Origin of the sequence: Mesorhizobium carmichaelinearum (assembly GCF_900199455.1) — a bacterium.
Lineage (GTDB): Bacteria > Pseudomonadota > Alphaproteobacteria > Rhizobiales > Rhizobiaceae > Mesorhizobium > Mesorhizobium carmichaelinearum.
The window spans coordinates 186,252-198,160 of record NZ_FZQR01000002.1 but is presented as its reverse complement, the minus strand read 5'-3'; the positions used below and the strand labels follow the sequence as shown (position 1 = coordinate 198,160).

The window sequence follows — 11,909 nt, the reverse complement described above, 5'->3', positions numbered from 1 at the left end:
GACAGGCCGGCGTCACTATGCTTCTTGCACGTCCCCAAACCCGGCGGCTTGCGCGGTCTTGATCAATTTGCGGTCGAAGGTCGCAAATCCCGTGCAATGCGCGGACTTGCCGAGGTGTAGCGCATCCGCGAAATCCACACCGGCCTCGACAAGATCGAGCGCGGAAGAGACAATTGCCGCGTCTTCGATTTCAACCGTGGGAAGGCCGCCGAACGCCCGCAAAGCTTTGACGACAGTGGCCTGGTCATAGCCGTAGGCGCTGCGCAGCACCCATTCGGCCTCTAGGATAACCGTCACAGCGACAAATACCTGTCGGTCATCGATGACGCGCCGGGCGCGCGGGGATTGCTCGGGATGGTCGTTCGTCAGGTACCGAACGACAACATTGGTATCAATCGCGAGCATGGCGCCGCCGCGCTTCGGCGAGAACACCCGCGTCCATGTCTTCAAGCGTCTTCGGCCTGCCGTTATGGGGCAGGAAACCAAAGACGTCTTGAGGCCGGGTTGCGGCGAAGGCAGGTGCTGGCTTCAAAAGAACGCCCGCCGGCGTGTCTTCGACCTCCAGGCGGGTGCCGGCGCCCCATTCCCTGCGTTTGCGGATCGCGCTCGGCAGGATCACTTGCCCCTTGGTCGAGACGGTGGTGGTGAGTTTTTCGGAGCCGGCCATTGTCGCTTGCCTCAATGTAAGACAAGCGTAAGATAGTCGAAAGTGACGCCGATTTCAAGGCTATAGGGTCTCTGCCTCAAACCCGGGTGCCGCCCACCGTCATCTGGTTCATACGCAAATGCGGCTGGCCGACGCCGACCGGCACGCCCTGTCCGGCCTTGCCGCACATGCCGATGCCATTGTCGAGTTTCATGTCGTTGCCGACCATCGAGACGCGGTGCATGGCGTCAGGCCCGTTGCCGATCAGCATCGCGCCCTTGATCGGCTGCGTCACCTTGCCGTTCTCGATCATGTAGGCCTCGGTGCAGCCGAACACGAATTTGCCCGACGTGATGTCGACCTGGCCGCCGCCGAAGGAGACGGCGTAGATGCCGTTCTTGACCGATGCGATGATTTCGTCCGGCTCCATGTCGCCAGATGTCATGTAGGTGTTGGTCATGCGCGGCATCGGCTGGTGCGCATAGCCTTCGCGCCTTCCGTTGCCGGTTGCTTTCATGCCCATCAGCCGGGCGTTCTGCCGGTCCTGCATGTAGCCCACCAGTTTGCCGTCCTCTATCAGCACGTTGCGGGCCGAAGGCGTGCCTTCATCGTCGACGGTGAGCGAGCCGCGCCGCTCGGGGATGGTGCCGTCGTCGACGACGGTGACGCCCTTGGCCGCGACTTGGCTACCCAGCAGGCCGGCGAAGGCGGAGGTCTTCTTGCGGTTGAAGTCGCCTTCCAGCCCGTGTCCGACGGCTTCGTGCAACATGACGCCCGGCCAGCCGCTGGACAGCACGATGTCGAATGTGCCGGCCGGGGCGGGGATGGCCTCGAGATTGACCAGAGCTTGCCGCAGCGCTTCCTTGGCCGCGTGCCTCCAACTGTCCTCGATCAGGAAGTCGCCGAACGCCTTGCGTCCGCCCATGCCATAGGAGCCGCTTTCCTGGCGGTCGCCGTCGCCGACGACGACCGAGACGTTGATGCGAACCAGCGGCCTTATATCGCGCACCACCTGGCCGTCGGCGCGCACGATCTCGACGTGCTGCCAGGACGCGGCGAGCGAGGCCGTCACCTGGCGCACGCGCGGATCCTCGGCGCGCAGCCAGGCGTCGATTTCCTGCAGCAGCTTTGCCTTGGCCTCGAAGGAGGGCGAGGGGATCGGGTTCTCGTCGCCATAGAGATTGCGGTTGGTGCGGGCGGGTGCGGCGGCAAGCGTGCCGGAATAGCCGCCCTTGACGGTCGAGACGGCAGCGGCCGCGCGCAGCAGCGAGGCCTCGGACAGGTCGCTCGAATGGGCGTAGCCGCTGGCTTCACCCGCGACCGCGCGCAGGCCAAAACCCTGGTCGGTGTTGAAGTTGGCGGTCTTCAGCCGGCCATTGTCGAACATCAGCGCTTCGCTCTCGCTGTATTCGAGAAACAGTTCGCCGTCGTCGGCGCCGTTGATGGTGTCGGCGACGATCTGCTTGATACGATCGTCTGAAATGTCGAATTGGCCGATCAGGCTGTTCATGGCGCATCCGTTCGTGGGAAGAGAGCTTGTTTCCCCCGATGTAGGCGCGAAGCCGCGCCGAGACAATCGTCCCGACGCGCCGTGACGGCAAATGCGATCGCCGGCAGGCCGCCGGCGTCACTTCTGGTTGATGAAATCCTTGATGTTGGTGGTCATCGAATCCCAGTTCGAGAACTGTTCCTCGAGATTGGCCTTGGTGATGCCGCCGATGAAGGAGACATCCATCTTGAAGTTGGAACCGTCGCCGGAAAACGCCTTCACCCAGCGATACTTCTTGTTCCATTCGTTGGCTTGCTCGACCGTGAACGCGTCGGTGTAGCCCGAGGAAAACTGGATCGATTTGCACTTCTCATGGTTTTCGCAGCCATAGAAGTAGATCACGTACTTCATACCCTCGAGCCTGCCGGAGACCATGGGGTCGCCACCGTCGTCCTTGTCCAGCTTGGCCGAGCCGTAACCCTTGGCAATGTCAAGAATTGCGGCCGGATCCGGCGCCGTGATGATTTCGGTGTCTTCCGCCCACGCAACGGAAACCGCGCCGGTCAAAATCAGACCAGCGGACAGAAGCAATGAAAACGAGCGCATGATGATCCCCACCGCCAAAAACCCGCGTCCCATGGGAATTCTGCGTCAGGGTCGATTTTTTCGCAAGCGTCCCGCTTGTCAGGGAAGGGCGGCAAAGCCGTCGGCAAAACCCTTGAGGTCGACAGGGATGCCGATGCCTTCTTCAGGCGTCTGGAAGACGATGAACGTCGCCGACGTGCCGGTCTTCAGCGTGTCGAGCAGCGGCTTTTCGAGGATGACCTCGGCATAGCAGCCATCCTGGAAGCAGCGCACGAAATAGGCGCGGCCGATGTCCTTACCGTCGACATTGAGGCCGAGCCCGTTCGGCAAAAGCACGCCGAGCGGCGCCAGCACGCGCAGGATCTCGGCCTTGTTGTCGGCGGTGCGCAGCACGACGACCGACAGCCCCATCTCCGGACGATCCTCGGCGACGACATTCTGCATCATCACGCATTGTTCAGAAGTTGCACCGGCCGGGGTGTCGCAGATGATCGACCAGGCGCCATGCGTCGAGCGCACCGTGCCGCTGGGCTGCGCGGCATTGGCCTGACTGGCGACCAGCAGACCGGCCGCGGACAGGGCAACGACAAAAATGGCTTTCGCCAAGGTGATCGAAAGTCCCAGTCTCGTATGCCTCAGTCTCGAAAGCCAAGAGTTCATGACGGCTCCATTGCGAATCACGGCACTTTAAGCCGCGCCAATGCCAAGTAAAGGACGAGACCACGGCCGAACTGTCCCGAAACAGGCAATACAGCGCTTTTCCCTGCCAAATTCGCCTGAATTACGACGCTTCGCGCACCCCGCCGGCATGAGGCAGGCAACCTGCCGAACATACGCGATTCGTCACCGTGGCCGCTGCCCCGGAACAGCCGTGTCAGCTTGCGCGCAAAAATGCCGCACAGTTTCCTCCGCTCCTTTCTTGCGGAGGGAAAAAGAGTATGGTTTGAACCTCCTTGAGACTGTCGGGATTCCCGTCCCGGCATTGTTCGTTATTCTCGTTGGCGCAGCCGCGAGGAACTGGGAGACGAAGAGGGCGATGAGAAATTTCCTAGCAAACGCCAAGTTTCTAGCAAGTGCTGGGGCTGCCATCGCGTTTTTCGCGAGCACATCCGCCCATGCCGATCAGCCCGTCAACTGGGAAACGGGCTTCCAGGCGCCTGCGACCGACATGATGCGGCAGATCGAGTGGTTCGGAAACTACACCTTCGTTTACATCGTGATCATCACCTTGCTGGTGCTGTTCCTCCTCGCCTATTGCATCGTAAGGTTTCGGGCGAGCGCCAATCCGGTTCCTTCGAAGACCAGCCACAACACGCTGATCGAGGTGATCTGGACGGTTGGCCCCGTCGTCGTGTTGCTCCTGATCGCCATTCCCTCGTTCCAGCTTCTGACCGCGCAGTATACGCCGCCGGAAGAAGCCAAGTTGACCGTGAAGGCGACCGGCAACCAGTGGAACTGGGATTACGAATACCAGACCGACAATACGCTGACCTTCAATTCGGCCATCCTCCAGGATGGCGATCGCGCCAAGGCTGGCAAGGAGGATCGCAAGGTCTATCCGCGCCTGCTCGCCGTCGACAATGAATTGGTGGTGCCGGTCAACACGATGACGCGCGTGCTTGTCACCGCGACCGACGTGATCCATTCCTTCGCCATGCCGTCCTTCGGCATCAAGATCGACGCCGTTCCAGGGCGCACTAACGAAACTTGGTTCAAGGCGGAGAAGGAAGGCCTCTATTATGGTCAGTGCTCGCAGCTCTGCGGCAAGGACCACGCCTTCATGCCGATCGCCATCCGCGTCGTCTCCGACGCGCAGTTCAAGACCTGGCTGGCTGCGGCCAAGACCGATCTGCCCGGCGCCAACAAGACGCTGATGGCCGAGGTCGATGGCCAGAACAAGGTAGCGGCCGCCGGCAATTGATGCCGCGGGTTAGCAAGATTTAGGGAACGGAGCGGAACATGGCAGACGCTGCAGCTCACGACGGGCACGACCACAAGCCTTATCATGGCTGGGTGCGTTGGGTTTATTCGACCAACCACAAGGACATCGGTACGCTCTACCTGATCTTCGCGATCATGGCCGGTATCATCGGCGGCGCGCTGTCGGTTGCCATCCGCATGGAACTGCAGGAGCCTGGCATTCAGATCTTCAGCGGTCTGGCGCAGATGGTCTATGGCATGAACGGTGACGCCGCGATCGACGGCGGCAAGAGCATGTACAATGCCTTTGCCACCGCGCATGCGCTGATCATGATCTTCTTCATGGTCATGCCGGCGCTGATCGGCGGTTTTGCCAACTGGATGGTGCCGATCATGATCGGTGCGCCCGACATGGCGTTCCCGCGCATGAACAACATCTCCTTCTGGCTGCTGCCGCCGGCCTTCATCCTGCTGCTCACCTCGATGTTCATGCCGAGCGCCCCCGGTGCCTATGGCGTCGGTGGCGGCTGGACGCTTTATCCGCCGCTGTCGACCTCGGGTCAGCCCGGACCGGCGATGGATCTGGCGATCCTGTCGATCCATATCGCCGGTGCCTCGTCGATCCTCGGCGCCATCAACTTCATCACCACCATCTTCAACATGCGCGCCCCTGGCATGACGCTGCACAAGATGCCGCTGTTCGCCTGGTCTGTGCTGGTCACCGCCTTCCTGCTGCTGTTGTCGTTGCCGGTTCTGGCCGGCGGCATCACCATGCTGCTCACCGACCGCAATTTCGGCACCACCTTCTTTGCTCCCGATGGTGGCGGCGACCCGATCCTGTTCCAGCATTTGTTTTGGTTCTTCGGTCATCCGGAAGTCTACATCCTGATCCTGCCCGGCTTCGGCATTATCAGCCACGTCATCTCGACCTTCTCGAAGAAGCCTGTCTTCGGTTACCTCGGCATGGCCTACGCCATGGTCGCGATCGGCGCTGTAGGCTTCATCGTGTGGGCGCACCACATGTATACGACCGGCCTGTCGCTCGACACGCAGCGCTACTTCGTCTTCGCCACCATGGTCATCGCGGTGCCGACGGGCGTGAAGATCTTCTCCTGGATCGCGACGATGTGGGGCGGGTCGATCTCGTTCAAGACGCCGATGCTGTGGGCGCTGGGCTTCATCTTCCTGTTCACCATCGGTGGCGTCACCGGCGTTCAGCTGGCCAATGCCGGCCTCGACCGCTCGCTGCATGACACCTATTTCGTCATCGCCCACTTCCACTACGTGCTGTCGCTGGGTGCGGTGTTCGCGATCTTCGCCGGCTGGTACTACTGGTTCCCCAAGATGACCGGCTACATGTACTCGCCTGTCATCGCCAACACCCACTTCTGGGTCACCTTCGTCGGCGTCAACCTGATCTTCTTCCCGCAGCATTTCCTCGGCCTCGCCGGCATGCCGCGCCGCACCATCGACTATCCGGACGCGTTTGCCGGCTGGAACTATGTGTCGTCGATCGGCTCCTATATCTCGGCCGTCGGTGTGGCGATCTTCCTCTACGGCGTGTTCGAAGCCTTCCAGAAGAAGCGGATTGCCGGTGCCAACCCATGGGGTGAGGGCGCTACCACGCTCGAATGGCAGCTGCCTTCGCCGCCGCCGTTCCACCAGTGGGAGCAGCTGCCGAAGATCAAGTAAGGCGGCTCCCGCCCGAATACGAAACCGCCGGTCCGCCGGCGGTTTTGGCCAACGGAATGATGGACTTAAGTACGCATGGCCCTAGTCGACGAAACCAGCATTGACGAAGCGGGCTTCCGCATGTCGGAAGCGACGGCGGGCGATTTCTTCGCCCTGCTGAAGCCGCGCGTCATGTCGCTGGTGGTGTTCACCGCCTTTGTCGGACTGGTCGCCGCACCTGTGACCATCAACCCGTTGCTGGCGGTGATCGCCATCCTGTCCATCGCCATCGGCGCCGGCGCCTCAGGTGCGCTCAACATGTGGTACGACGCCGACATCGACGCGGTGATGACCAGGACGGCCAGCCGTCCGGTGCCGTCCGGCCGCATTCAGCCGCACGAGGCGCTCAGCTTCGGCCTAGTGCTCTCGGTGCTGTCGGTGATGACGCTCGGCGTGCTGGTCAACTGGCTGTCGGCGACGCTGCTGGCCTTCACCATCTTCTTCTATGCCGTCGTCTACACGATGTGGCTGAAGCGCTCGACGCCGCAGAACATCGTCATCGGTGGTGCTGCCGGTGCGATCCCGCCGGTCATCGGCTGGGCCGCGGTGACCGGGTCGGTCAGCCTCGAAAGCATCGTCCTGTTCCTGATCATCTTCCTGTGGACGCCGCCGCATTTCTGGGCACTCGCGCTGTTCAAGTCCGAGGATTATGGGCGCGCCGGCATCCCGATGATGCCCAATGTCGCCGGTCAGGCGTCGACCCGCCGTCAGATTTTCGCCTATGCGCTGGTGCTCGCCCCGGTCGGCGTGCTGCCATGGCTGCTCGGCTACACCACGCCTTTCTATGGCGTGGCCGCCGTGCTGCTTGGGGCTGGCTTTGTCTGGTATGCGTGGAAAGTGCTCGGCATGGCCGACGACGACCGCGTCATGAAGCCGGCCAAGGCGCTGTTTGCCTATTCGCTGCTTTATCTCTTCGCCATCTTCGCTGCCTATCTGGCCGACAGCGTCGTCGAACGCGCACTTGCCATGGGTGGGGCATGATCATGGTCGAGGAAAAGCTCGAAACGGTCACCTTGACCGAGCGCCAGAAGAAGGCTCAGCGCAGCCGTTCAGTTGCCATCGGCGTGGCGCTGGCGGTGCTGGTCGTCATTTTCTACATCGCCACGATCGTCAAGTTCGGCCACAATCTGGGCACGATGTGATGAGCGTCGAGATCTCCAAGAAGCCGGCCGGCAGGAACAGCAACGCCATCGTCGCGGCGGTCTGCCTTGCCTTCTTCACCGGCATGATCGGCATGGCCTATGCCGCCGTGCCGCTCTACAAGATGTTCTGCCAGGCGACCGGCTATGGCGGCAAGACGCAACGTGCCGAGAAGCAGTATGCCGGCCGCGTGCTTGACCGTGAGATCACCGTCCGCTTCGACGCAAATATTGCCGGCGTGCCGTGGGAGTTCCAGCCGGTCCAGCGCTCGATGACCATGAAGATCGGCGAGACCGTGCAGGCGCATTATCAGGCGACCAACAAGTTCGATCGCCCCGTGACCGGCCGCGCCACCTTCAACGTGCAGCCGGAACTGGCAGGCCCGTATTTCAACAAGGTCGAGTGCTTCTGCTTCACCGATACGTCGCTGAAGCCCGGCGAGACGCTGGACATGCCGGTCCTGTTCTATGTGGATCCCGATATCGTGAATGTGCCGGAACTGAAGGACGTGAAGACGATCACGCTGTCCTATACGATGTTCCCGGTCGAGAAGAACAAGCCCGTCGCCTCCTCGGAGCCGGTCCAGGGCACCAGCAAGACAATTTCAGATACCGAAGCAAATCTCGGGGGTTGATATGGCAGACGCGCACGCAAAACCACAACACGACTATCATCTCGTCGACCCGAGCCCGTGGCCCTTCCTGGGATCGGTAGGGGCGCTGGTCATGGCGATCGGCGGCATCTGCCTAATACGGTATCTCAATCCCCAACTTGGGACCTTCCCGATCTTCGGCCACAACATCGCCAATCCGTGGCTGTTCTTCATCGGTCTTGCGATCGTGCTCTACACCATGTTCGCCTGGTGGTCGGATACCATCAAGGAAGCGCATGAGGGCCATCACACGCGCGTCGTGTCGCTGCATCTGCGCTACGGCATGATCATGTTCATCGCCTCGGAAGTGATGTTCTTCGTCGCCTGGTTCTGGGCCTATTTCGACGCCAGCCTTTTTGCCGGTGAGGTCCAGAACTACGCGCGCCACACATTTACCGGTGGTGTCTGGCCGCCGAAGGGCATGGAGGTTCTCGATCCCTTCCACCTGCCGCTCTACAACACCATCATCCTGCTCTTGTCGGGCACCACGGTCACCTGGGCGCACCATTCGCTCATCCATGGCGACCGCAAGGGCCTGGTCAACGGTCTGGTGCTGACCGTCGGCCTCGGCATGCTGTTCACCATGGTGCAGGCCTACGAGTACATCCACGCTCCGTTCGGCTTCAAGGATTCCATCTACGGCGCCACCTTCTTCATGGCGACCGGCTTCCACGGCTTCCATGTCATCATCGGCACCATCTTCCTGCTGGTCTGCCTGGTCAGGGCGATGAAGGGTGATTTCACCCCCAAGCAGCATTTCGGCTTCGAGGCCGCCGCCTGGTACTGGCACTTCGTCGACGTGGTCTGGCTGTTCCTGTTCTCTGCGATCTATGTCTGGGGATCTGCCGGCGCGGTGATCGAAGGCCACTGATCCAGTCTTTGGGACTTTGATTTCAATTTGATTTCAAGGAGGGCGGCCGCGGCGACGCGGCCGCCTTCTTCTTTTCGGCGCAATGATCGCCGATCGATTGCCGATGCGGCTGACAATTCCCTGGGCGATTTGCGCATTCATCTTCCTGGCATTCCCGGCCCTTGCGGCTGAGAAGGTCGATCTGGTGCGTGCCCACAAGGCGGAAAGGCGACTGGAACTGATCGGCGACGGCAAGGTGCTGCGCAGCTACAGCATTGCGCTCGGCGGGGATCCTATCGGCCACAAGCACCAGGAGGGCGATCAGCGCACGCCCGAGGGGCGCTATATCCTCGACTGGCGCAACCCCGACAGCATCGCGCACAGATCGATCCACATCTCCTATCCCAATGCCCACGATCTGGCGGCGGCGAAGGCGCGCAATGTCGATGCCGGCGGCATGATCATGATCCACGGCCAGCCGAATGGTTTCGGCTGGTGGGGCTGGCTGCTTCAATTGGTCGACTGGACCGACGGCTGCATTGCCGTTACGGACTCCGACATGGACGAAATCTGGACAATGGTGGCCGATGGGATACCGATTGAGATCGAGCAATAGCGATGAGTGAAGGCCCTATCCATGACTGAAGATAAGGCGATCTGGCCGCCGATCGATCCGATTTCGGCCGGCCTGCATGGCCGTTGCCCGCGCTGCGGCGAGGGGCGGCTGTTTTCCGGCTTCCTCGCCGTCGGCAAACGCTGTGTCAATTGCGGTCTCGACTATTCCTTCGCCGATGCCGGCGACGGACCGGCGGTCTTCGTCATCCTGATCATCAGCTTCATCATCGTCGGCCTGGCGCTCTGGGTCGAAGTGACGCTGAGCCCGCCGCTGTGGCTGCATCTGCTGATCTGGATCCCGTTGGCCCTGGTTCTGTGCCTGACGGCGCTGCGGCTGATCAAGGGCGTGCTGCTCACCTTGCAATATGCCAACAAGGCGGCCGAAGGCCGGCTGGACCGCGGCGAATGAGCGAAGCATCCATCAGGAGCGGCGGCCGTTCACGGCCACGATCGGCATTGCTGCTCGGCCTTGGCTTGGTGCTGCTCTCGATCCTGCTGGTGCTCGGCACCTGGCAGGTCCAGCGCCTGCACTGGAAGGAAGGTCTCCTGGAGACCATCGACCAGCGCACCCACTCCGCGCCGCTGCCGCTGACCGAGGTCGAGAAGCAATTCGCCTCGACCGGCGACGTCGACTACACGCCGGTCACGGTCTCCGGCACGCTCCTGCATTCGGGCGAGCGGCATTTTTATGCGACCTGGGAAGGTGACGCCGGCTTCAACGTCTACACGCCGCTGGCGCTTGATGACGGCCGCTTCGTACTGATCAATCGCGGCTTCATCCCCTATGATCTGAAAGACCCGGCCAAGCGTGCCAAGGGCCAAGTGACGGGGAGGGTCACCATCACCGGGCTTGCCCGCAATCCGCTGCCGGCAAAGCCGTCGATGATGCTTCCCGACAATGATGTGGCCAAGAACATCTTCTACTGGAAGGACCGCGACATCATGGCGGCGAGCGCCGGCCTGCCGGCCGGGTTCACGCTGGTGCCGATCTTCATCGATGCCGACAAGACGCCGAATCCCGGCGGTCTGCCGATCGGCGGCGTCACCATCATCGACCTGCCGAACAGCCACCTGCAATATGCTGTCACCTGGTATGGGCTTGCCGCGGCACTCGCCGCCGTGCTCATCCTGCGGCTTCGCCGTCCCGCGAAAGAGGAATGAACGCAAGCAACGCCCCCTTTCTACCGACACCCTTGACAGGGCTCGCTCTTGACAGAACAGGGGTAGGCACCTCATTTCGGCGCTGACGAACCGGCCAGGATTCAATGCTTCAGACAATCGCCAAGCCTCCTCTGACGATCCGGCTCTGCCAGCCGCGCGGCTTTTGCGCGGGAGTTGACCGCGCCATCCAGATCGTCGTGCTGGCGCTGAAGAAATACGGCAAGCCGGTCTATGTCCGCCACGAGATCGTGCACAACCGTTACGTCGTCGAGGGGCTGCAAAGCCTCGGCGCGGTCTTCATCGAGGAGCTTTCCGAAATCCCGGCCGAACACCGGCAGTCGCCGGTCGTCTTCTCGGCGCATGGCGTGCCGAAGTCGGTGCCGGCGGATGCCCAGGCGCGCAACCTTTTCTACCTCGACGCCACTTGTCCGCTGGTCTCCAAGGTCCACAAGCAGGCGATGCGCCATCAGCGGCTTGGCCGCCATGTGCTGTTGATCGGTCATGCCGGACACCCCGAGGTGATCGGCACGATGGGGCAATTGCCGGAAGGCGCGGTCACGCTGATCGAGACCGAGGCTGATGCCGCCAGGCTGGTGCCCGCCGATCCGAAGGCGCTTGGCTTCGTTACCCAGACCACATTGTCGGTCGAGGACACCGCCGGCATCATCCGTGCGCTGCAGGACCGCTTTCCCGACCTGCAGGCGCCGGCAGCGGAATCGATCTGCTACGCCACCACCAACCGCCAGGAAGCAGTCAAGGATACCGCCCCGGGTGCTGATCTCTATCTGATCGTCGGCGCCCCCAATTCCTCCAATTCGCGGCGCCTCGTCGAAGTGGCGGAGCGTGCCGGCGCCACCATGTCGCTTCTCGTGCAGCGCGCCGCCGAGATTCCGTGGAATGACATCGGCAACATTTCGACGCTCGGCCTGTCGGCCGGGGCATCGGCGCCGGAGATCATCGTCGACGAGATCATCGACGCGTTCCGCCAGCGCTTCGATGTCACCATCGACCTGGCCGTCACGGCCACCGAAACAGAGGATTTTCCGGTCATGCGGGTACTGCGCGATGTCGAACTGACGCCGGCCGACATGGCCTTCGTCAATGGGGCCGCGTAAGGCAG

At 61.9% G+C, this 11,909-nt stretch carries 15 protein-coding genes; 10 read left to right on the top strand and 5 right to left on the bottom strand.

Going from position 1 to position 11,909, the window contains the following annotated elements; translation table 11 throughout:
- Window positions 1-15: 15 nt before the first annotated feature.
- The 5 genes from CKW40_RS04225 to CKW40_RS04205 all read right to left on the bottom strand — a co-directional run bounded on the left by CKW40_RS04225 (window position 16) and on the right by CKW40_RS04205 (window position 3,380).
- Window positions 16-405, bottom strand: a complete 390-nt coding sequence (locus tag CKW40_RS04225) for a type II toxin-antitoxin system VapC family toxin (protein ID WP_095199130.1) — start codon at window positions 403-405, stop codon at window positions 16-18.
- Complete coding sequence (locus CKW40_RS04220; RefSeq protein ID WP_095198682.1) at window positions 392-667, bottom strand: AbrB/MazE/SpoVT family DNA-binding domain-containing protein; 276 nt, start codon at window positions 665-667, stop codon at window positions 392-394. The genes CKW40_RS04225 and CKW40_RS04220 overlap by 14 nt, the downstream gene beginning before the upstream one ends.
- Window positions 668-743: 76 nt before the next feature.
- Window positions 744-2,156 (bottom strand): metalloprotease TldD, encoded by a 1,413-nt coding sequence (gene tldD, locus CKW40_RS04215; protein WP_095198681.1) that lies wholly within the window; start codon window positions 2,154-2,156, stop codon window positions 744-746.
- Window positions 2,157-2,273: 117 nt separating this feature from the next.
- Entirely contained in the window at window positions 2,274-2,741 is a 468-nt protein-coding gene (locus tag CKW40_RS04210; RefSeq protein WP_179297829.1) for a YbjN domain-containing protein, read from the bottom strand.
- Window positions 2,742-2,819: 78 nt separating this feature from the next.
- Entirely contained in the window at window positions 2,820-3,380 is a 561-nt protein-coding gene (locus tag CKW40_RS04205; RefSeq protein ID WP_095198679.1) for an invasion associated locus B family protein, read from the bottom strand.
- A 376-nt stretch (window positions 3,381-3,756) separates the two neighbouring features.
- Here CKW40_RS04205 and coxB point away from each other — a divergent pair, with 376 nt between their 5' ends.
- The 10 genes from coxB to ispH all read left to right on the top strand — a co-directional run bounded on the left by coxB (window position 3,757) and on the right by ispH (window position 11,904).
- The gene (gene coxB, locus CKW40_RS04200; protein ID WP_095198678.1) at window positions 3,757-4,641 is read left to right on the top strand and encodes a cytochrome c oxidase subunit II; all 885 of its coding nucleotides are present in this window, start codon (window positions 3,757-3,759) and stop codon (window positions 4,639-4,641) included.
- A gap of 38 nt (window positions 4,642-4,679) precedes the next feature.
- Window positions 4,680-6,332: a cytochrome c oxidase subunit I gene (gene ctaD / locus CKW40_RS04195; protein WP_095198677.1), complete on the top strand. Its 1,653-nt coding sequence runs from the start codon at window positions 4,680-4,682 to the stop codon at window positions 6,330-6,332.
- 75 nt (window positions 6,333-6,407) lie between these two features.
- Window positions 6,408-7,352 carry a heme o synthase gene (locus tag CKW40_RS04190; protein ID WP_095198676.1) on the top strand — a complete coding sequence of 315 codons (945 nt, stop codon included), beginning with the start codon at window positions 6,408-6,410 and terminating at the stop codon, window positions 7,350-7,352.
- A complete protein-coding gene (locus CKW40_RS04185; protein WP_179297827.1) occupies window positions 7,349-7,513 on the top strand; it encodes a cytochrome c oxidase system small membrane protein in 165 nt (54 codons plus the stop codon). Before CKW40_RS04190 ends, CKW40_RS04185 begins: the two co-directional genes overlap by 4 nt.
- Window positions 7,513-8,145 (top strand): cytochrome c oxidase assembly protein, encoded by a 633-nt coding sequence (locus tag CKW40_RS04180; protein WP_095198675.1) that lies wholly within the window; start codon window positions 7,513-7,515, stop codon window positions 8,143-8,145. Before CKW40_RS04185 ends, CKW40_RS04180 begins: the two co-directional genes overlap by 1 nt.
- A gap of 1 nt (window position 8,146) precedes the next feature.
- Window positions 8,147-9,034: a cytochrome c oxidase subunit 3 gene (locus CKW40_RS04175; protein ID WP_095198674.1), complete on the top strand. Its 888-nt coding sequence runs from the start codon at window positions 8,147-8,149 to the stop codon at window positions 9,032-9,034.
- A gap of 103 nt (window positions 9,035-9,137) precedes the next feature.
- Window positions 9,138-9,629, top strand: a complete 492-nt coding sequence (locus tag CKW40_RS04170; RefSeq protein ID WP_095199128.1) for a L,D-transpeptidase family protein — start codon at window positions 9,138-9,140, stop codon at window positions 9,627-9,629.
- Window positions 9,630-9,650: 21 nt separating this feature from the next.
- On the top strand, window positions 9,651-10,037 hold the full coding sequence (locus tag CKW40_RS04165; protein WP_095198673.1) for a DUF983 domain-containing protein: 387 nt from the start codon (window positions 9,651-9,653) through the stop codon (window positions 10,035-10,037).
- Window positions 10,034-10,789, top strand: coding sequence for an SURF1 family protein (locus CKW40_RS04160; RefSeq protein ID WP_179297826.1), 756 nt, complete (start codon window positions 10,034-10,036; stop codon window positions 10,787-10,789). The genes CKW40_RS04165 and CKW40_RS04160 overlap by 4 nt, the downstream gene beginning before the upstream one ends.
- A gap of 104 nt (window positions 10,790-10,893) precedes the next feature.
- Complete coding sequence (gene ispH, locus CKW40_RS04155; RefSeq protein ID WP_095198671.1) at window positions 10,894-11,904, top strand: 4-hydroxy-3-methylbut-2-enyl diphosphate reductase; 1,011 nt, start codon at window positions 10,894-10,896, stop codon at window positions 11,902-11,904.
- Window positions 11,905-11,909 lie beyond the last annotated feature (5 nt).